This window comes from Clostridium sp. FP2 (assembly GCF_011065955.2).
Lineage (GTDB): Bacteria > Bacillota > Clostridia > Clostridiales > Clostridiaceae > Clostridium_AD > Clostridium_AD tagluense.
On record NZ_JAAMNI020000001.1, the window covers coordinates 1189649 to 1212065 of the forward strand.

Sequence of the window (22417 nt, forward strand, 5' to 3'; positions counted from 1 at the left end):
AAAATGGAATATAAAAATAAATTAAGAAAAAATGTATTTAAAAATTATATATTTACTTTTATTAATAGATTTGATCTTACACGCGGAATATGGATGATATATTTAGCATCAAAAGGTTTATCTTTAACGGAAGTTGGTTTGGTAGAGGCTATATTCCACATAACTTCATTTCTAATGGAAATACCTACTGGAGCAGTAGCAGATATTTGGGGAAGAAAAGCTAGTAGAATATGTGGGAGAATCAGCACATTAATAGCTGCTATTATATTAATATATTCAAATAGTTTTTGGGGCTTTGTAATAGGATTTATAGTATCAGCACTGTCTTACAATTTAGAATCAGGTGCAGGGGAAGCATTATTATACGATTCTTTAAAAGAAATAGGGGAAGAAAAAAAATATATGAAGGTATTAGGTAAAAATGAAATAATAATGCAAATGGCTCAGACCTGTGGGCTATTACTTGGAGGTTTTTTATCCAATTATGGTTATGTTTATGCTTATGGTGTAACTATAGTAGTTAGCATGGGATCTATAATACAAGCTTTTTCTTTTACTGAACCTAATATTAAAATAGAAATTGAAGAGAAGAGCTTCAAAATATTAAAAAAACAAGTAGTTGAGAGTTTTTACATTATAGCTGGGAATAAAAAACTAGCATTTTTAATTGTGTTTTCACAAGGGATTTTTATGTTCAATGCAAGCATATTCTTTTATTTTCAGAACTACTTGTTGGATAGGGGGATTTCAAAAGGGAGTATAGGTGTAATGCTAGCTACTTCAGCATTAGCTGCTGCGATTACATCATCTCAAACACATAAAATTGAGAAGAAAATAGGAGAGAAAGTAATCATAACACTATTTCCTATAATAATATCTATATGTATATGGGGAGTTGCCTTAAGTAAGTACTATTGTATATTTTTTATAGTAATAAATACTATAGATTCTATTGTTTTTGTAGCAGTTGGAGATTATATAAATAAATTAATACCATCAGAAAAGAGGGCCACAATACTTTCAATGGCAAGTATGATATTTAGTTTATACATGATAGTGTTATTTCCTATTATAGGTAAAATTGGAGATGCGTTTTCTTTGCAAATTGCGTTTCAGGTTTTAGCTATCATAGCAACTATTATGGCCGTTATAAATATTATGGTTCTTAGGCGTAATAAAAAAATAGAATATTAGATAGCCTGTAAACAATTTAGTGTAAACTAAATAAAAATACTCTTTCTTGGCAATAATGGAGAAAATAAATCTCTAAATATCGCAAGAAAGGGTATTTTTTATAATTTAAATATAGACACAACTTCTTTTAGATTTTCGGTGCTTTGTGCGCTCTTTTTAACAAGCCCATTTACTTTATTTATATTTTCAAGTATTCCATAAGTTTTTTCAGAAATTGAGTGTGTGCCCTGTGCCCCTTGATTTACAGTTGTAGTTACTTCATTTATTGCAGTAACTATTCCGGTTATGGAGCTTGAGAGTCCGTTCATCTCTGTTCCTACTGATGTAACGAAACTACCTATAAATTTAGAGTCCCTATTGTAAATTTCACCTGTGTTAACCATTTCTTTATAATCCTTCAACACTTGGCTATCAATAAAATCTAATATTTGTTCAGAACTTGTTGAAAGATTTCTTACGGATTCAACAACTACAGAGGTTACGTTTTGAATTTCACTTACAGTAGATTTTGACTGCTCTGCAAGCTTTCTTATTTCATCTGCAACAACTGCAAAACCACGGCCTACTTCTCCAGCCCTTGCAGCTTCAATTGCGGCATTTAGTGCTAAGAGATTAGTTTGAGATGATATTTTAAGTATTGAATCTGAAAGAACATTTATCTTTTCTACAGATTGTGATTTTTCTATTGCTAGAGATAAAGCATCCCTTGTTTCATTATATAGGTCATAAGCTTTTTTAGAAGAATGGAGTGCATTATTTTTAAGTTCTTCCGCCCTTAGCTTTATTTTTCGTGACGCTACCTGACCTCCATCTGTTCTAGTTTTCATATTTAACACATTAATTTGCATCTCACTTGTAGATGCATTCATCTCCTCTGCTGAGGCAGCGGTTTCTTCCATACCTGCTGCAAGTTCTTCAACAGTGGCTGAAGTTTCATCCGTTTGCACAATAAGATCGTCCATAGAAACTTGAACAGCTTTAAACACATCTTCTATTTCAGATGATTTATTTACTACATTTGAAATTATGCTTCTAAGCTTTATGATTGTAGTATCCAGGGCTATCATCATTTTTCCAATCTCATCATTAGTTTTATATGAGCCATCTATATTAATGCTTAAATCTCCTGCGGACATTCTATCTAATATTTTTAAGGTTTGTGATAATGGCTTTGTTATCTTATGTACACTAAACATTATTATAGTTATTAATAAAATCAATGAAAGAATACCTGTAATCAAACAAATACTAAGCATTTTATTATAATCAACTAATATATTATTCTTAGGTATAACACTTGAAAAAGCCCATTTTATATCAGAACCCTGAATTGAAATTGGGACTGTTACCCTAAGTACCTTTGTTTTTAGGAGACTTGAAGTTTCAAAGTCCATGTAATTCTTATTATTATCAATAGTATCAAGTATAGTTTTCCAATTTTTATCTTTTTCTAATGGATTTTGAAGTATAAGCTTGGGATTTAGGGGTTGTGCTGCATAAATTCCATTTTGGCTATTTATTTCAACATATCCTCCCATAGGCTTTATTTTAGATGCTAGTATTTGTAAGTCAGATACTCCAACATCTAGAACAATAACACCGGCAAAGGTATTATCATCTTTAATTATTGGAACAACAACTTGTGAAATCATCACATCTTTATTATCTATTGTATAATTACCTGGTTCACTTAAATAAGTTTTTTTACTTTCTTTTACAGAATCATACCATTCCATTTCCTCTTTTGTGCTGTTATCTGGAAAACCTGATTCTACTGCATATCCAGTTCCACTTCTTGATACATATGGTTTAAATAAGCCCTTTTTGCCATATATAAATTCCTGTGATTTATTTTTGGTATAATTAATATCTTTTCCATCAAATGCATTTGGCTCATAAAAAACTCCAACTCCAAATATGGAAGGCGTTTTTTTCAATATGTGTTTTTCAATTTCTATAACTTGCTCTCTGGTAATTTGATTTTTGTTTCTAAGTGTTTCTATGTTGCTTGCCATAGTTTGTGCAATTACTACTTTTTCATTAAAAATATTCTGAATCTCCATAGAATATCTATGTGAAGTTTCAATTGCAACATTTTGAGCTTGGGTAAGACTTTGCTTATAAATATTATTTAGTAGTATAGAAAATATACCTAAAAAACATACCAATAAAACGAATGTCATAACTAGGATTATTTTGCTAGATATGTTTAGGTCTTTGTAACTTTTCATATTTAATCTCCAATCTATAAATATATGTATATTATTTACAAATGAGTATTTATAAATATATATTTACAAACTATACTACCATACATGAAATATTTGTCAATATTTGAAGTGATTTGTATTACTATCAGCAGATAAATGACTTATTCATTATCTTTAATAAGTAATCTAATATTAAATACCTAAAATGACCTTTTGTGGTATTATTTTCTCGAAGTATATGTTAGAATATCATAATTAGATTTTATACTATTATTAAATTGTATAAGGAGGAGTTTTATTGTGAAAAATGAATTATTAGAAAAATATGCTCTTTTATTGGTAAAAACAGGGATTAACATTCAAAAGGATCAAATACTTGTAATCAATTCGCCTATAGAGTGCGCTTCCTTTGCTAGAATCCTATCTAAAATTGCTTATATTGAAGGTGCTAGGGAGGTAGTTATAAATTGGAGGGATGAGTTATCTTCAAAAATAAAATTCATGCATGCTCCAGAAGAGGTTTTTGAAGAATATCCAGACTGGCAGAGAGATTTTTATGTGTCAAATGTACGCAAGGGAGCTGCTTTTTTAAATATTTCAGCCTCTGACCCTGAGCTTATGAAGGATGTTAATCCTGAGAGAATGGCAAAATCACATAAAGCAGCAAGTAATGCAATAAAGGAATATAGAGATAGGCTTATGAGCAATAGAAATGTTTGGTGTGTTGCATCAATTCCAACTATAGCCTGGGCAAGAAAAGTTTTCCCAGAATTATCAGAGGAAGAAGCAGTGGAAAAACTTTGGGACTCTATATTTAAAACAGTAAGGGTAGATACAATTGACCCTGTTGCTTCATGGGAAACGCACAAAAGTAACCTAAAGAAAAGCATGGACTTTTTAAATGGGAATAATTTTAAATATCTAAAATATAAGAATTCATTGGGCACTGATCTTGTAATTGAACTTCCAGAAAATCATTTATGGCTTGGAGGATCAGAATATACACCAGAAGGCGTGGAGTTTATAGCTAATATGCCGACTGAAGAGGTATTTACACTTCCTAAAAAAACTGGAGTTAATGGAGTAGTAGTTTGCTCAAAACCTTTAAACTATAATGGAAATCTGATTGAAAAATTCTCCCTTACTTTTAAAGATGGGAAAATTGTAGATTTCAAAGCAGAAAAGGGCTACGACATTTTAAAGAGCATCATTGAAACTGACGAAGGATCACATTATCTGGGTGAAGTAGCATTAGTACCACATGATTCTCCCATATCAAATTCAAATATATTGTTTTATAATACACTGTTTGATGAAAATGCCTCTTGTCATTTGGCTATCGGAAAGGCATATCCAGTATGCATAAAAAATGGTGAAAATTTAAGTGATGAGGAACTTTCAAAATTAGGAGTTAATGATTCTACTGTGCATGAAGACTTTATGGTTGGCACAGATGACTTGCAAATAATAGGTATTACAGAGGATGGAAGTGAAGTAACTGTATTTAAAAACGGAAATTTTGTAGTATCCTAGGTGATAATTTAACTTATAATTTGAATATCATAAAAAATAACAAGTAAGTATGCTATCATACTACTTGTTATTTTTTTATTATGTATATTTTTTTGAATAAAACATAAATACATGTAAATAATTACAATATATATAATAAATAAGATAATAAGGAGTAAACTATGGAAATAATTGATTTGAAAAAAATGTTAGATAAGGAGGTGGAACCTGTTTGTAAATTAGAAGGAAAACTCTTTTTAAGGGAAACAGTAAAAGTTTTTGATGACTTGCTTAAAGACTCAGACATTATAAATTATTACACTTATGATATTGAAAATAATAAAATAAGCCATATTAATATAGGTAAAGAAAAAATATTATTAGATTTTTTTCAGCAGAGCGAAGTGGAGGGGGAGGATGGCTTTTATTATCTTACTGTTAAAAAACAGATTTTGATTAACGAATATACGTTGAATAGTGTTAACATAAATACTTCTGAGATTACATCAGTACTTAAATTTGAAATGGACACGCGATTTAATAATTTGTTAATAGAAAAATTAGAAGTGGGTGAATTTTTAGTGTTTTTCAAGCAAGAACATCAATTAACTTTTGAAGAATTTGAGAGTTTTGAAACGTCAATTGAAAGTTATGGGTATGAAAAGGCAATACTTTATAATGTAAATAATGGTAAAAGTTTTGAAGTAGAGGATAAAGCCTTCTTAAGGGGACTTCGCTCCGTATTTTTTAAGACCACTCTAAAAAACGAAGAATGTGTAGTTTATGAAGAAAATTATTTAGAACCTTATGATAAGCAGCAAATATATAATGAGGTGCATAGAGGGAGAAAATCTAAAAAAGATCAATTTTTTTACTGGGATAGTCTTAAATACTTACCACTAAAAAAATTCATTAGTGAAATTGAAGGTGGCTATGAAAAATTAAGCTTTGTAGATATGGAAATTCAGGGTCTTGATGGTTATGAGTTTTTTTCTGGAGTAGATAAAGAGAATATTTATTATGAAGTAAATAAGTTTGGAAAAGAAAATAGTGATGCTATGATTATATTAAATAAGGAAAGCCTTGAAAAAAAGACAATTAAATTACTTTCAGAATGTGAGGGTGATGCATTTATAAGTTCTTCTGATTATTATTGGAATTTAGATGGTAAGTATAAAGTTATTTTTCGAAAAAGCCTTATTTCTAATAAGCAATTAAAGGTGAAAGAAATTATAAATGGTAATATTGATTATAATTATGAAAAAAAATTAGGGTATCCAAAGGAGTGTATAAACAGTCGTTATTTAATTACTTCTACTATTAGGGAGGGGCCAAATACGTCTATTATTGATATGGAAACAGATAAGATACAAACACACAAAAAGGAACATACAGTTTTTGATGATTATTTAGTTTTATTTTAAGTTATAAATAGAGGAAAAAATGTATTTATGTGTAATTATATAGTATGGTAATTATTGTATCAAAAGGGGGGTATCATTAGATATGATTCTATATGCTCATATTGCTTTTATAGTTATTGCACTAATACTTATTAATTTTTTTCTTTTTGGAAATATTTTAAAACATACAAGGGTAAAGAAAGGGATAGTAAAAGAAAAGAAAATACTTCAAGCTATATTAGACTCAACTGGGGATGGTATTTTAGTCGTAAATGAAAATGGCAGGAAAATTCACCATAACAATAAATTTGCTAATATGTGGGGAATGTCTGAAGAAATTTTACAGAGAAATAATAATATAGAAATGATTAATTATGCTAAAAACCAATTAATAGATCCAAATGAGCTTGATAAAAGTATAAAAGCAAAGCTTAATGCTTTGCAAAGTGAAATAAACTTTATTAATTTTAAAGATGGAAGAGTAGTTGAACTATTAGTTCAACCGCTAATAATAGAATATAAATCAAGTGGTACGGTTTGGAACTTCAGAGATATTACTGAAAAAATACAAATAGACGAACTGCAGAAGGAAGTTAAGATAAAAGAAAACTTAATAGAAAAAGCAAAGGAATATGAAAACATAAAGGATCAATTTTTTAGTACTATATCTCATGAATTAAAAACACCTTTAAATATAATATTAGGTGTTGTTCAATTAATAGATAAAACTTTTTGTCAGGAAAAATTTTGTGCTAATCATGAAAAACTAAAGAAGTATATGAATATATCTAAGCAAAATTGTTTCAGACTGGTAAAATTAATTAATAATTTAATTGATATTAACAAGTTTGATTCAGGGTTTATGCATATGGAGTATAAAAATTATAATATTGTAAGTGTGGTAGAAAATATAACGCTTTCTATTGCAGAATATGTAGAGAGTAAAGGAATTCAACTTATATTTGATACAGAAATAGAAGAGAGAATAGTTTCCTGTGATGCAGAAAAACTTGAAAGAGTTATGTTAAACTTACTTTCTAACTCTATAAAATTCACAAAATGTGGGGGAACTATAATGGTGAGCATATATGATAAAGTGGAAAGTATACTGATTTCTGTAAAAGATACTGGTATAGGAATACCAATGGATATGAAGGAAAAAGTATTTGATAGATTTACACAAGTGGATTCTACCTTAAGGAGAGAAGCAGAGGGAAGCGGAATTGGGCTTTCACTTGTAAAAGCAATTGTAGAACTACATAAGGGAACGATTAATTTGGAAAGCAGTGTTGGGATTGGAAGTGAATTTATAATTGAATTCCCAGTGGTAGTAGTAGAGGAACAATCTTATGTTAGAGAAGAAGTAGCTGCATCCATTCACAGCAATGTAGAAAGGATAAATATTGAATTTTCTGACATATATTCATAAAATCACAGTGTTATCATATTTCAATTCGAAACAAACAGGGAAACGTGATTTTTAAGTGGCAATATTTGATTAAAAAAATTAGATATAATATATAAATATATTAAAAAATGTATTGTAAGTATTTATTAAATATGTTAATATAAGCATATAATAGTAATGAAAAATTACTATGTAGAAGAATCTAATCTGATAAACAACATATCCTCTTTTGTTTAGGAAATTATTGTTAATCAAATTTAGATCTTAATTTTCAAATAAAAGGGGGAATATTTAAAATGGCAGACAAAAATTTAATTTGTAAAGACTGTGGAAAAGAATTCGTATTCACTGAGGGTGAACAAGATTTCTACAAAGAAAAAGGATTTGAAAATGAACCACAAAGATGTGCTGAGTGTAGAAAAGCAAGAAAACAACAAAATAACAAACCATCTTTTAGAAAATAGTTTAAATAAGTAATTTACACCCTATAAGAATTTAATCTTATAGGGTTTTTGTTTTTTTTAATATTTAACATAATATTAAGGCAATTAGGCGAAATTTATCTATAAGAGCACTGGATATAATACTGTTATGCAGGAAGTATCTAGTGATCTTATATTACTTTTAAGCTATGAAATCTATTATTGGAGTTAGTAAATAGTTAAAATTAACCTAGGAAAAATAAAAGTGGATATTTTAGATAAAATAAGAGAAACTATGTAATATAAAAATAAAAGTGGAATCAAATTATTAATAAATCCAATTATACTTATATATGAGAAAAGGGGATGGTAATTGAAATGGAAAATGGAGATCTAAATGGAAATATTAATTTAATTAGAGAGGGACTTGGCAAGCAAAGTCCTATGGTGGTAAAGCATTTTTATATTGGTATGGATGAACCTTTGGAAGCTGCTATTATCTATGTTAATGGAATTACAAACAAGGATATTATTGATAGAGACATATTAAATCCTCTGATGATTCATACAGGAGAAAATTTAAATGGAAGGGCAAATATAGGAGATTATCTATGTAAAAGATATATTTCCATGAGCAACACATTGGTAGAACTCGATTTAAATGTAGTTGTTGATCATCTTAAAAGAGGAAAAACTGCAGTGGTGATAAATGGCGCGTTAGAAGTGATAATAGCTGACACTACAGGGGGACAACAGAGGGCTATTATGGAGCCTATGAATGAAACAGCAGCAAAAGGGCCAAGAGATGGTTTTGTAGAAAATTTAGAAGTAAATATTAGCCTTATCCGAAGAAAAGTCAAGGATAAGAATCTTAACATTGAGTTGTTTAATTTAGGAAAAAGACTTCAGAGTGACGTGGCAATGGTTTATATAGACGATATAGTAGATAAGCAGGTATTGGGAGAATTAAAAAAGAGGATAGAAGCCGTTGATTTAGACGCTATACTTTCATCGGGAAAGCTTGAGCAATATATTGAAGACTATGCATATACCATTTTTCCACAAGCCTATGGTACAGAAAGACCAGATAGAGCTATTGGCAATATGTTAGAAGGACGAATAATTCTTCTTATAGAAGGAACACCAATGGTGCTATTATATCCAGCAACATTCATGCAATTTTTCCAGGCCACAGAGGATTATACTCAAAGAGTTATTGTAGCTTCTTTTGCAAGACTTCTTAGGATTTTGGCGGCGATTATTGTTGTTACCCTGCCTTCTATTTATTTAACATTAATAAAGTTTAATGTAGAACTTATACCTATAAAATTTGTAACCCCCATTGTTCAATCAAGGGTAGGAATCGCTTTAACTCCATTTTTAGAAATTATGGCTATGGAACTAGTTGTGGAGTTTTTAAGAGAGGGAGGCTTAAGGTTACCTACCAAAATAGCTCAAACATTAAGTTTAGTGGGTGGTATTATTATAGGTGATACCGCAATTAGATCTAAAATGGTGAGTCCTACTACCTTGCTTATAGTGGGAATTACTGTAATAACTACCTTCTTAATTCCTAATTATGATATGTCTCTTTCTATTCGATTGTTACGGTTTCCAATGCTTATATTAGCAAATATTATGGGTATATTTGGAATAGCGGTAGGGTGGTTTTTAATTTTAGCTCATCTTTCCTCTTTAGATAGTCTAGGTGTACCATATTTTGAGTTTCATAAAAGTGATATGAAGGACACCTTTATTAGAGCACCCTTGTGGAAGATGAACAAACGGCCAGAGGCAATTCCCCATGGAGATCCAATAAGGCAGACGGATTTTAGGAATAAGTTTAAGAAAAAAAGGTAGTGGATAAAATGCAAGGAGGCTCTAATAAAAAACAAAATTACTTAACCGTAAGTCAGTTTGCCCTTATTATATTTGGTAGCATTGTTGGAGTTGGTGTTTTATCGCTTCCAAATGCTGTGGTAGAAGTTGCTCATCAGGATGGATGGATTTCCACTTTAATAGGAGGAATATATCCCTTGTATATTGTCATCCTAGCTAGCTATATAAGCAAAAAATTTCCGAGTGATAGTATATTAATCTTAAGCAAAAAATATTTTGGTAAAATAATTGGGACTATTTTCAATTTAATTTTCGGGACTTATTTTATATTTATTGCATCCATGGTAGCTAGTTATTATACCAACCTAATGCGAAATTATATAATGGGATTTTTAACTCCTTTTAAAATAATAGCTATACTTTTTATCTGCATTATTTATGTGGCTTCTAGAGGGGTGAAGGTGGTAGGGAGAATGAGTGAAATTTCTTTTTATTTTACAATAATTCTACTTTTGTCAACTGTAGTAGCACTGCGAGATGCGAACATGACAAATATTTCCCCTATATTTGGTTCTGGTATTAGTTCAATAATAAAGGGAAGTGTGAAATCAGCTTTTAGTTATGGAGGAGCAGAAATAATTTTAATTATTTATCCTTTTCTTAAAGAGAAAAATAAGATGTTGGTCTCTTCTCTTATAAGTGTAGCTATAGGTATAGTTCTTTATGTATGGAGTGTATTTATAACCACTTATTATTTAGGACCGGATATTGTGTCCAAAAACTATTGGTCACTTTTATTGGTGATGGGTAGTGTAACAGTATCAGTAATCAATAATTATAAATATATTTTTATGACTTTTTGGAGTTTAATTGCATTTAGCAGTATGAGCATTAACGGATACGCAAGTATATATATTTTAAAAGATTTTCAACCTAAAATGGAGATGAAAAAAATTTACTTTTTAATTTATCCACTTCTTGTATATTTGGCAGTTATATATGGCAATGAAATAAGTAGACAAAACATTAGTGAAAATATCATGCCTTTCTATATCATATTTAATTTATTATATATGACGGCTATTGCTGTATTTATTTTTTTCAAGGGAGGTGGGAAAGCTTGAACAAGAAAAAATACGCTATCATAATCATCGGTGTACTTACTTATGTGTTTATTATGCTTGGACAGGGTAGGGTTCCTATTGAAGAGGTCACAATTATTAATGGCATTGGCTATGATATAGATAGAAAAGGTGAAGATACTATGGAATATAGCATACCAATTAGTACTAATATTTACAAATCAAGTGGTACCCAAGTAAATTTGCTATTTAAAGATGAAGGTAAAAGTTTAGGAGAAGTAATTCAACAAAGGCAAAAAAAGATGGATAAAAAGTTTGTCCAAGGACATGAACACGTAATTTTAATTAGTGAGGAGTATGCAAGATATGGTTTAAAAACAATGATCGAGGATAGATTTAGAAATGCAGAAGCAAATGATATGGCTTATATGGCAATATGTAAAGGAAAAGCAGAGGATTACTTGAAATATCAGAAAAAGGGGTATATCAGTGCTTCAGAGTATATAGGTGGGCTTATAGAAAATTATGGCGATTACAGTTTTTTTTCTAATAATTATAAGTTAATTGATGCATATGTGAGGATTGGAGCGGAGGGTAGAAATCTAGTTCTTCCATATATAGATATAACAGAAGAAGGAATAGAAATTACTGGCTTAGCAATTTTTAATGAGGATAAAATGGTAGAACTTGCAGATGTAAAAAACGGTAGAACTCTTAATTTATTGAAAAATGATGGAGTTAAAGGGCGAGTTTCACTGCAAAAGAATTCTAAGGAATATATTGATTTTGATGCAAAAACTGGCAAAAGAAAAGTGAAATGTTATAGGCAAGGGGATAAATATAGTTTCATTATTGATTTAGCCTTCACAGGTACAGTTTCTAATAATGAAATGTATGTTGATATGATAAAAAATATAAACATACAAAAAGAATTTGAAAAAGACATGGCAAAAAGTATAGAGAGTGGATGTTATGATTTTATAAAGGTAATGCAAAATGATTATAAGCTTGATTGTATTGAACTGGGAAGAGAAGCTGCCGCCAAGTATGGAAGGCAAAAAGGTATTGATTGGAATGAAGTGGCTTCCAATGCAGATATTAAAGTAAATGTAAAGGTTAAGGTGGATTTACAGGGTAGAGGAGATTATTAAGGATGCAGATAGAAAAGAAAAATCTACTAACTCCAAATGAGGTTACATTTTTATTAATAGGAATTATGCTTGATGTAACGGCGGCAAGTTTACCTAATGATGTAGTGGAGGCTGCAAAACAGGATGGGTGGATTTCTGTAATAATAGGGGCTATATATCCACTATATGTAGCACTTTTAGCTATATATGTTAGCGGTAAATTTCCTAAGGAAAATATTTTATTGCTGAGCAAAAGATACCTAGGTAAGACCTTTGGAACCATATTAAATTTTCTTTTTTTACTAAGCTTTTTTAGTTATTTTCCACCCTTGATTTCAACAATTGGGATTATTACAAGAACGGAGGTAATGCCTAATTTAACTCCACTAAAAATTTATATAGTTTTGTTTTTTATAGGAGCATACGCGGCTAGTAAAGGAATTAAAGTGCTGGGAAGGATAGGTTCCATAACCTTTTGGATGGTGCTAGGAATTATGATCCCTACTATTTCTATTTTAAAACAAGGAAGCTATTTAAATATAAGTCCTGTATTTGGTACCGGCATTGTAAACATTTTAAAAGGAAGTCTGGATTGTGTTTATGATTATTCATTAATGGAACTTATATTTTTAATTTATCCCTTTATAAATGATAGTAGCAAGATAAAGGCAGCAACTTTAAAGGCAGTAGGAATTACTACTATTATATATACTTGGATTACTTTTATAACAATCTATTATATGGGGAAAGATATCATTCCTAAGACAATATGGAGTTTTTTTACAGTTACAGTAGGAGTAAAGGTTGAGATAATAAATAATTTTACATATATTTTTATATTTTTCTGGATAATTATAGCTATTAAATCTGCAGCTATTTTTAATTATGTGTGTGTGTTTATTTTAAATGATATTAAAAAAATAAAAAGCAAAAGAATAATATATGCAGTTATTGCTGCTTCTGTTATTATCATTGCAAAGACCTATTATGGAGATAAGGTATCGTTGGACGAAATTACAAAATATACATCTCCTATCAGTACTATATATAATTTAATATATATAACCCTTATCACAATTTTAATATGGATAAAAAAAGGAGGTGTAAAATGAAAAAATATATGAATATAATATTTATTGTTTTTTTATGTAGCACTTTCTTTCTTGTATTTTTTACTGGTAAAAAAATGGGCTCACTAAGTGTGGAGGATTTGGGTATCTCTGTGGGGGTAGGAATGGGTATAGATAAAAATAGTGAAGGGGATATAATATATAGGGTTTCTACCACTGCTAATGAATATAAACAAGATGAGAGTGTGGAAAGTATATTAAGTATTGGTGTAGGCAGTACTATTGGCAAGACAAGAGAAGATAGACAAAAAAAGCTAGGGAAAAAATTTTTTTTAGGGCTTTCAAAAATTTATTTAGTAGAGGAGGGGTATGCTGAATATGGAATAAGAGCTTTAATGGACGTTAATTTTAAAAATCCTGTGGTTAATGACAATTCATTTTTAGTGGTATGCAAAGGTAGGAATGAAGAATATTTTAAATACACCATCCCCGGATATGATAATTCAGCAGACTATATAAGCGATATGATTAAAAATTCATCAAACTACAATTTTTTCAAGGAAAACTATTTGTTTAAAAATGCAATATTATCAATGGATGCAGAAGGAAAAAATATAGTTAGCCCATATATTGAAATAATGGAAGATGGAATTAAAATAACAGGAATGGGAGTTTTTAAAAAGGATAAGCTTGCTGCTATTTTGGATATGAATGATACAAAAATAATGAATATGCTACGGGAAAATAAGGTGAAAGGCATATTAACTATACAAGACCAATCAGGAAAATATGTAAATTATGAGGCTCAATCTAAAAGAAAAATTAAATGTATGAAAATAGGTGATAAATATAAATTTATTATTGACTTAAATTTAGAAGGAGAAATTATTAACAATACACTATATAAAAATATGGCAGGAGATACTAAGGTAATTAAAAAGTTTGAAGAAGACATGTCAAAAAAAGTTAAAGAAATGTGTGCTACTTTTTTATATAAGATGAAAAATGAATATAAAGTGGATTGCCTGCAACTAGGATGGGTGGCTGCAGCGAAATATGGAAGAGATACTGGGGTAGATTGGGATGATATTGTTTCTAACTCTGACATTGTGGTAAATGTAAAGGTTCATGCGGATAAAGTAGGAAGAGGAGAGTACTAAATATAAGATAAGTATGAAGAAATAGAAGGTGATACCTTTTGAAAAAGAAAAAAATAATAATTATGTGTTTAGTGGCCCTTATATTTCCCGTTTATGCAGAAAAATTAAATGTAGTTCCTATGGAGCAACTAAACATAGCCGCGGGATTTGGGTATGATATTGTAAAGGAGTTAAATGGTAATGTTCAATATAGCATTCCTTTTAGTATATATGATTTTAGCAAGAGGGAAAAAAAAGGTGCAAAGAGCACTGATAAAAAGGAAGAAATTACAGAACAAGGCAGTAGCAATATAAAGGCAAAGGCGAGCAGTATTGGTGAAACAAGGGAACAAAGACAACTAAATTCTAGCAAACCTATAATAATCGGAACTGAAGAAATAGCTATAATAAGCGAAGAGGCGGCAAACTATGGCATTAAGGATATAATAAATATACTGTTTGCCAATGCAAAAACTAATGATAGTGACTTTTTTTCAGTATGCAAAGGGAAGGCAGAAGATATATTAAGGTTTAAGGTTGAAGGGTATCCTAGTTCTGCAGATTACATGGGAGGAATTATTCGAAATTCCATAGACTATAATTTTTTATCTATAAACTATAGTCTGTGGAATATATATGTAGCATTGGATTCGGAAGGAGAAAATTTAGTGCTCCCTTACCTAGAAATAAAAGATGAAAAGATTTGTATTACAGGTATGGCTTTATTTAAAGGAGATAAAATGGCTTATGTAATACCTATGGAGGAAAGTAAAATTATGAATATGCTTAGAGAAAAAAAAGGAAAAGGGATTTTAAGTTTGCAGGAAGGCCCAGATAAGTACATTAATTATGATGCAATAGTTAAAAGGAAGGTGAAATGTAATAAGACAGAAGGAAAATATGAATTCATTATTGAGTTAGATTTTAAGGGAGACATCATAAATAATATGTTATACAAAGATATGAAAAAAGAAAATGAAAGTGAATTTGAAGAACTCATGGAAAAAAAAATAGAGAATATGTGTTATGGTTTTCTTAATAAAATGAAGAATGTTTATAAAATAGATTGCTTAAACTTAGGAATGGTTGCTGCAGCCCAATATGGCAGGGAAACCGGCGTTGATTGGAACAAAGAGGTGAGTAATGCAGATATTAAAGTAAATGTAAAAGTGGAAATAGATAAGATGGGAATAGGGCAGTACTAAAGTACAGATGGAGAAAAAAATGGAGAAAGTAAAAAATAACTTGTTAGAAGAGGTCGAATGCATAGCAATGGTAGTGGGGTTCGTAACCAGCATAGGTCTTTTATCATTACCCAATGGAGTAGTACAGGATGCAAAGCAAGATGGATGGATTTCAGTGCTTCTTGGTGGACTATATCCGCTATTTTTGGCTTTGTTAGCTATCTATTATGTAAAAAAACATCCCAATGAGGATATATTGGTTTTAAGTAAAAAATATTTAGGGGTAATTCTTGGGAACATATGCAACATTTTATTTATGGCTCAGTTTGGTATATATTTGATAGCGATTGCCTCTGGAATGAGTAATGTTTATAGGACTTATGCAACAACTTTTTTAACACCAATAAAGATTTTTATTCCGGCTATATTAGTAGCTACTTATTTAGATCTTAAAGGGGTAAAAGTATTGGCAAGAATAAATATAATTGCTCTTTATGCTGTGGTGATGTCAGTATTAACGTTATCAATAGCCTTACAACGTGGTAATTATCTGAATTTTATTCCTGTTTTTGGAAGTGGGTATAAGAATATTTTAAAGGCAAGCCTTGAATCCGCTTATGCTTATGGTGGAATAGAGGGAATGTTTTTAATTTATCCTTTTATGAGAAATAAAGATAAAATTAAATCAGTAGTGTTTAAATCTACTTTTTTAATTATGGTGATTTATACTTGGATAACTTCTATATGTATCTATTCTTTAGGATATAAGGTTACTTCTAAAGCATTATGGCCGGTTTTACTAGTAACAGAAGGAGTAAATTTACCGGTACTAAATAGCTTTCGTTTTGTATTTTTGTTTTTATGGAGCATGGCTATATTTAGGACCTTAGCAAATTATCAGTATTCAATTACATATATTTTAAGTTATATATTAAAAGTAAAAGATAAAAAGAAGAGTTATTGGTTTACAGTTCCTATTGTAATTTACTTATGTTTAAAAATTGGAGGAGAAGTACAAAGAAGAGCTTTTCTTGGATATATTATTCCGAAGGTAACATTGTTTAATATTGCATACGTATCTATTATTGCTATATTGATATTTATAAAAGACAAAGGTCGAAAATAAAGTTGCAAGTAAATGATGTGAGCAGATAACTAACCAAAAATCGGTTGGTTATCTGCTCCTTATGACTGTGGTGATAAAATACTATTTGTTATGAGATAATTTAGAACGCTTTGTGAATTTGTTATTATTTGCATCTATTTTTTCACCATTTTCAATTCCTATATCCCCACCACTTTGCGGAAACATTTTTCTAAGTTCTGCATTAGTTTTTTTATCAGTTTTCATATGACTTTTATTATTGTCCATAAATATTCCTCCTTTTATACTAATTTGTAAGGTATCCTTTAAAAATAATTATTCAGTATTATAGTTTAACTTTTCAATTGCTTATATTAATATAACCCTAATATCATGAAAATATTTGTACGAAAAAATCATTATAAATACTTTTTTATTTTTAATTAACCAAATAAAATAATAATTTATAAAATTTGTATTTATGAATTTTAAATAGTGTGTATAATACTAATATGGAGTATTTTATGTATATAATAAAATAATAATTTACAAGGAAGTGACTTTATATGCCATTTAATGTATATGATAGAAATAAAAAATATTTAGGCTTTATTCAATCAGCATATCCTCAATATACAAATGTATTTATGGTTGCTAGTACAGATGTAAAGCTTTCAGATAACGATTTTAATATAAATAAGATTAAATCTGAATTAGCTGGGTTTTTAGGCTGTAAAAGTATTTTAGGTAAAATCAATGAACTTAGATTAACTAAAAGTATAGACAATATAATAATTAAAGAATTTGGTAAATTCAAAGATAATACTTATGATGAATTATTGAAACTGGTATATCTTAGAATATTACGGTATGAAGAAAATGTTTATTATAAAAGTATTAAAAAAGAACAAATTAATGCGTATTTTTTGATTGATATTAATAATGTTGTAATTGAAAATAACTCTATAATTATAGATGAGGAAATAGATTATATTAATAGTGAAAAATTAGAAAATCAAATTCCTATGGTTGCAAAAATCATTGATTATCCAAGAATACAAATTGATAGTATATCCTCAGGACAGGGTTTGCTATTAGGAGCAGATCTTGCTGATTTGTCCTTAAGAAACCATGTCCACAAGACAAAACTAAAAATAAAATCAGGGAATTTTGCTTATGAACTTAATTTACCTGTAGAATTGTACTTGAAAAAAGGCGATACAATTCAGATTTATGTAGATAATAGAGTTATTAAGAGGGTGTTTTGTGATGGTATAATATATGACTTCTAATATTTTATAAGTTAAGCGTTTTTTCTTAGACTATGCTATAACAAAAGTATATTTTGCTAGAAATGCGTTCACTTAGCCAAGTAATTCTAAAATAAATTGTGAATTACTAAGGCACATTCAAACGCATTTTACGCAATATATACTTTTGTTAGCATAATCTAAGAAAAAACATCTAAGCTATAAAAGGATTATTATAGGGGCAAAAACCATATTAATCTATTTAAGAGAGTTGACCTAATATTTATGCAGATAGGAGAAATGAACATGTACATTAATGAAACAAAATTAAAAGTAAGGTATGTAGAGACAGATCAAATGGGAATAGTGCATCATTCAAATTACTACGCTTGGTTTGAAGTAGGTAGAACAGAATATATAACAGAAATAGGAATGACCTATAAAGAAATGGAAGAAAATAACATTATGTTACCAGTGGTAGAGAGCTCTTGTAGGTACAAAGAAGGGGCAAAATATGAGGATATAATTATAATTCAAACATTTATGAAAGAGTTAAATGGTGCTAAAGTAATATTTAACTATAATGTCATTAGAGAAAAAGATGGAAAAATTTTAGCTAAAGGTAGTACAACTCATGCTTTTGTCAATGAAAAATTTAGAGTTGTAAATCTTAAAAAAGCTAATGGAGATATGTGGAATAGGTTTCAAAAACTCTTTGAAAAGACAGAATAACGTCCTATTAATAATAATGAAAACAATATTTAGTTAATTAGGGGGAAGAAATGATTTTTGAAGCTTTAAGTTATATTGGTGAAAAATTAAATGAAAATGGAGTTGTATGGGCTGTAGGTGCATCTATCTTATTGCATCATTATGGACTTATAGACAATCCTAATGATATTGATATTTTAGTAGATTTAAGTGATATTGAAAAAGTAGACAAAATTTTAAAAAGTATTGGTGAAAAGAAAGTCAGGAAAAAATCAGATACATATTCTACAAAATATTTTTACGAATATGTTGTCCATGGATTTGATATTGATCTTATGGCAGGACTTAGCATTAATTACAATAATGGAACATATGAATACATCTTTAATCATACTTCTATTTCAGAATACAAAAAAATTAATGGAGTAAATATACCATTGAGTTCTTTAGAAGACTGGTATGTAATTTATCAATTAATTCCTGGTAGGGATATAAAAGTAAATATGATAGAAAATTATCTATCATTAAATGGAGTAAAGAAGTACGCTTTATTAGAAAGAGCATTAAAAGGCGATTTACCAGAGGAAGTTAGAGATAAAATTCAAGGAATATTAAAATCGTAATAGTCCTGTATCATTTCTTAATATGGGTAAAGCTAGTAGTAATATAGTAAATGTAACTTTTGAACTTTATTGTTTTTTATTGGATTATGCTAACAAAAGGATATATTGCGTAAAATGCATCTCAGCAAGTTCTAGTAATTGTAGAATTAATTAGCGATGTGAATGCATTTTTAGCGATATATCCTTTTAGTTATAGCAGAATCCAAGAAAAAACTCGTAAATTGTAATAGCACATTGTATACCCTTAAAAATTACTTAGCAAGCTGCGAAAAATAATGTTTAGGGATAAAACCTTTCTTAATGCCTTCTGTTACTAGTAAATAAGTTGCAGTAGTATCAAATCTAGCGTCATGAAAATTTGCAGTATCTCCAAAATATTCATTACTTTTTAAATTTATTTCATGTTCATTTAATTCAAGGAAGGTAATGGCTTCTGATAATTTTGGATTTTTATAGCCTCCACGTGCAGAGTAAAGTTTGCATATGTCTTTATAATACTTCATTGTACAAAAAATATGGTTAGGATTTAGAGTATGTCCACAATTTTTGAGCTCGTGAGTTAAAAATTTTATATCAAAATTAACATTGTGTCCTATAAGAATATCGGCATTAACAAAATCATCAATAAAATCTTCATAAGAATCTTCAAAAGTTTTGCCATCGCTTAGTGCAAATAATGCATCTACACTAAAACCATGTACATCTTCGGCAGAAGGCTCTACGTAGTCTACCGTAAAGAATGTATTTTTACCTATTGTTTTTATAGGTTTATAACTAGTATCAACAAGTATGTAACTTAACTGACATATGTTTCCTGGTCTTATACCAGTAGTTTCTGTATCAAAAAAAATCATTTTCATTAAAGACCCTCCTGTCGTTATCTGGGGCACGAAGCAATTATTAATTGCTTGGCCTATTCTAGTTCTTCTTTTTCGCTTTTCTTTAATCCAGTATATACAAGGTCGAAAGATAAATCCACTAGAAAGAGGATTTTATCATCAGAAATTGAACCATCAAGAATTATAGTGTTCCAATGTTTTTTATTCATATGGTACCCTGGAATAATTGAAGCAAAGTCTCTACGTAAATCTAGGGACATAAAAGGCTCACATTTTAAGTTTATTTCGAGTATTGGTTTATTGATATTTGTTAAGGCAAACATTTTAGAGCCAACCTTAAAAACTAGTGTTTCATCATCAAAAGGGAAACACTCTGTAACGCCTTTTTTGCTTAGGCAATATTTTCTGAAAGTTTCTAAAGATAACATAATAAATCACCCTTTATCTTTTTTATTCATTTAAAATAACGTTACATCAATTATAGCATAGATTTTATATCTTTATATATTAGAGAATATTGTATATAATATTTATAAAACCTTCTTTATGTACATGAGAATAAATCAAGCTAGAATAGACGAGGCTAGTATGCTGACTTGTTATTTATTTGAATACGACGTTAGGTGAAATGGAGTTATATGTATGATTGAACTTTTAAGAAGTCTTACTAATAATTTAGGTTATGTAATTCTTATTGCTTTTTTTGTTTCTAGGATAGCAAGCTTTAAGAATATCGTGCAAAGGGATAAATTTAAAAAAAGAGATTTAATTATGCTTTCAATAATTTTTGGATCATTTGGAATTTTGGGAACCTACACAGGCACAGAAGTTAATGGAGCTATTGCCAACACTAGAATTATTGGTGTAATGGCAGGGGGAATACTCTGTGGTCCTTTTGTAGGGCTCATGGCAGGAGTAATTGCTGGAATGCACAGGTTACTAGTAGATATTGGAGGAATTACATCAATACCGTGTACCATAACCACTATAACTTCAGGAATATTTGCAGGAATCTTATATAAGATATCAAATGAAAATAACAAGTGGGTGTATGGGTTAATTGGTGGACTTCTAATGGAAATTTTAGAAATGGTTTTAATACTTACAATGGCACACCCTTTTAGTAAAGCTTTAACTATTGTAAAAAATATATATTTTCCTATGAGCTTTACTAATGCCATAGGTATTGCAATATTAATAGTAATAATTCAAAAAATCTATGATGAAAAGGAAGAGATTGCAGCAAAGCAAGCACAAATAGCACTGGAGATAGCTAATAAAACCTTGCCATATTTCAGAGAAATGGATGAAAACTCATTAGAACAGATATGTAGTATAATAAGAGAGTCTATAGGTGCAGATGCAGTAGCTATAACAAATAAGGAGTATATATTAGCTCATGTAGGTGTAGGTGCTGATCATCATATAAAGGGGCATAGAATTATAACAGAGGCTACAAAAAAAGTTATTAAGGAGGGGAATTTGGTCTCCTTAGCTAATGCAGAGCAAATAGATTGTCCTAATATAAATTGCAATTTAAAATCCGCAATTATTGCTCCTTTAAGAGAAGGAAACAAAATGACAGGCACATTAAAAATATATTATTGCAAAAACAATGCAATTTCCTTTAGAAATATAAATTTAGCTGTAGGATTATCTCAAATTATTTCTACTCAATTAGAAATAAGTAAACTTGGAGAGCTAAAGCATATGGCAAATAAGGCTGAAATAAAGGCATTGCAAGCTCAAATAAATCCACATTTTTTGTTTAATGCACTAAATACTATAATTTCTTTTATTAGACTTAATCCTAATCGCGCAAGAGAGTTAATTATAAATTTATCCACTTACTTAAGGTATAATTTAGAAGCAGGTGAAAAGCCTGTAGACATTTATAGAGAACTTGAGCAGGTTAAAGCCTATATAGAGATAGAAAAAGCAAGGTTTGGGGAAAAACTTCATATAATTTATAATATTGAAGATAATTTAGATGTTAAGATCCCAAGTCTTATAATTCAACCAATAGTTGAAAATTCTATAAAGCACGGTATTTTAGAGGGCAGTGGACATGGAACAGTGACAATTGAAATAAAGAAAATTGTGGGCAATAATATTATGATAACAATTGAGGATGATGGGGTGGGTATTTCAGAAGAGATTATAGAAAAAGTCTATGAAAGCAAAATGGAAGAAAATAGAATAGGTATGTCAAATGTTCATAATAGATTAAAATATATTTATGGCGAAGGATTAAAAATAGAAAGACTCCAGAATGGCACCAGAATCCATTTCAATGTTAGGAAAATAAGGGAGTGAC

The 22417-nt window shown here is 29.5% G+C and carries 20 protein-coding genes; 16 read left to right on the forward strand and 4 right to left on the reverse strand.

What is annotated here, in order from left to right:
• Positions 1–3: 3 nt before the first annotated feature.
• Positions 4–1194 carry an MFS transporter gene (locus G9F71_RS05520; RefSeq protein ID WP_164950042.1) on the forward strand — a complete coding sequence of 397 codons (1191 nt, stop codon included), beginning with the start codon at positions 4–6 and terminating at the stop codon, positions 1192–1194.
• 98 nt (positions 1195–1292) lie between these two features.
• On the opposite strand, the gene G9F71_RS05525 is transcribed toward G9F71_RS05520, so the two are convergent.
• Positions 1293–3425 (reverse strand): methyl-accepting chemotaxis protein, encoded by a 2133-nt coding sequence (locus G9F71_RS05525; protein WP_164950041.1) that lies wholly within the window; start codon positions 3423–3425, stop codon positions 1293–1295.
• A 279-nt stretch (positions 3426–3704) separates the two neighbouring features.
• Here G9F71_RS05525 and G9F71_RS05530 point away from each other — a divergent pair, with 279 nt between their 5' ends.
• From G9F71_RS05530 to G9F71_RS05580, 11 genes are all read left to right on the forward strand, one after another.
• Positions 3705–4937 (forward strand): aminopeptidase, encoded by a 1233-nt coding sequence (locus tag G9F71_RS05530; protein WP_202017939.1) that lies wholly within the window; start codon positions 3705–3707, stop codon positions 4935–4937.
• Positions 4938–5098: 161 nt separating this feature from the next.
• Entirely contained in the window at positions 5099–6340 is a 1242-nt protein-coding gene (locus tag G9F71_RS05535) for a hypothetical protein (RefSeq protein WP_164950040.1), read from the forward strand.
• Between the two features lie 82 nt (positions 6341–6422).
• A complete protein-coding gene (locus G9F71_RS05540; protein ID WP_164950039.1) occupies positions 6423–7748 on the forward strand; it encodes a PAS domain-containing sensor histidine kinase in 1326 nt (441 codons plus the stop codon).
• Positions 7749–8023: 275 nt separating this feature from the next.
• Complete coding sequence (locus G9F71_RS05545; RefSeq protein WP_164945318.1) at positions 8024–8191, forward strand: zinc-ribbon domain-containing protein; 168 nt, start codon at positions 8024–8026, stop codon at positions 8189–8191.
• Positions 8192–8527: 336 nt separating this feature from the next.
• Entirely contained in the window at positions 8528–10009 is a 1482-nt protein-coding gene (locus tag G9F71_RS05550; RefSeq protein WP_164950038.1) for a spore germination protein, read from the forward strand.
• An 8-nt stretch (positions 10010–10017) separates the two neighbouring features.
• Positions 10018–11112, forward strand: coding sequence for a GerAB/ArcD/ProY family transporter (locus G9F71_RS05555; protein ID WP_224626638.1), 1095 nt, complete (start codon positions 10018–10020; stop codon positions 11110–11112).
• Positions 11109–12221: a Ger(x)C family spore germination protein gene (locus G9F71_RS05560; RefSeq protein WP_164950036.1), complete on the forward strand. Its 1113-nt coding sequence runs from the start codon at positions 11109–11111 to the stop codon at positions 12219–12221. The genes G9F71_RS05555 and G9F71_RS05560 overlap by 4 nt, the downstream gene beginning before the upstream one ends.
• A gap of 2 nt (positions 12222–12223) precedes the next feature.
• Entirely contained in the window at positions 12224–13312 is a 1089-nt protein-coding gene (locus G9F71_RS05565; protein ID WP_164950035.1) for an endospore germination permease, read from the forward strand.
• Positions 13309–14430: a Ger(x)C family spore germination protein gene (locus G9F71_RS05570; RefSeq protein ID WP_164950034.1), complete on the forward strand. Its 1122-nt coding sequence runs from the start codon at positions 13309–13311 to the stop codon at positions 14428–14430. The genes G9F71_RS05565 and G9F71_RS05570 overlap by 4 nt, the downstream gene beginning before the upstream one ends.
• 38 nt (positions 14431–14468) lie before the next feature.
• Positions 14469–15614 (forward strand): Ger(x)C family spore germination protein, encoded by a 1146-nt coding sequence (locus G9F71_RS05575; RefSeq protein WP_164950033.1) that lies wholly within the window; start codon positions 14469–14471, stop codon positions 15612–15614.
• 19 nt (positions 15615–15633) lie between these two features.
• Positions 15634–16719, forward strand: a complete 1086-nt coding sequence (locus G9F71_RS05580) for an endospore germination permease (protein WP_164950032.1) — start codon at positions 15634–15636, stop codon at positions 16717–16719.
• A gap of 81 nt (positions 16720–16800) precedes the next feature.
• Here the strand turns inward: G9F71_RS05580 and G9F71_RS05585 are convergent, their stop codons facing one another.
• Positions 16801–16965 carry a hypothetical protein gene (locus tag G9F71_RS05585; protein ID WP_164950031.1) on the reverse strand — a complete coding sequence of 55 codons (165 nt, stop codon included), beginning with the start codon at positions 16963–16965 and terminating at the stop codon, positions 16801–16803.
• A gap of 278 nt (positions 16966–17243) precedes the next feature.
• Here G9F71_RS05585 and G9F71_RS05590 point away from each other — a divergent pair, with 278 nt between their 5' ends.
• The 3 genes from G9F71_RS05590 (at position 17244) to G9F71_RS05600 (ending at position 19261) form a co-directional block, all read left to right on the forward strand.
• Positions 17244–17969, forward strand: coding sequence for a hypothetical protein (locus tag G9F71_RS05590; RefSeq protein ID WP_164950030.1), 726 nt, complete (start codon positions 17244–17246; stop codon positions 17967–17969).
• Positions 17970–18233: 264 nt separating this feature from the next.
• A complete protein-coding gene (locus G9F71_RS05595) occupies positions 18234–18659 on the forward strand; it encodes an acyl-CoA thioesterase (RefSeq protein ID WP_164950029.1) in 426 nt (141 codons plus the stop codon).
• Between the two features lie 50 nt (positions 18660–18709).
• A complete protein-coding gene (locus G9F71_RS05600; RefSeq protein ID WP_164950028.1) occupies positions 18710–19261 on the forward strand; it encodes a nucleotidyltransferase family protein in 552 nt (183 codons plus the stop codon).
• A 251-nt stretch (positions 19262–19512) separates the two neighbouring features.
• Here the strand turns inward: G9F71_RS05600 and G9F71_RS05605 are convergent, their stop codons facing one another.
• Both G9F71_RS05605 and G9F71_RS05610 read right to left on the reverse strand, forming a co-directional pair.
• Positions 19513–20121, reverse strand: coding sequence for a 3'-5' exonuclease (locus tag G9F71_RS05605; protein ID WP_164950027.1), 609 nt, complete (start codon positions 20119–20121; stop codon positions 19513–19515).
• A 53-nt stretch (positions 20122–20174) separates the two neighbouring features.
• The gene (locus tag G9F71_RS05610) at positions 20175–20528 is read right to left on the reverse strand and encodes an MmcQ/YjbR family DNA-binding protein (RefSeq protein WP_125005168.1); all 354 of its coding nucleotides are present in this window, start codon (positions 20526–20528) and stop codon (positions 20175–20177) included.
• 214 nt (positions 20529–20742) lie between these two features.
• Between G9F71_RS05610 and G9F71_RS05615 the strand changes: the two genes are divergently transcribed.
• Positions 20743–22416, forward strand: a complete 1674-nt coding sequence (locus G9F71_RS05615) for a sensor histidine kinase (RefSeq protein ID WP_164950026.1) — start codon at positions 20743–20745, stop codon at positions 22414–22416.
• Position 22417: the final 1 nt, after the last annotated feature.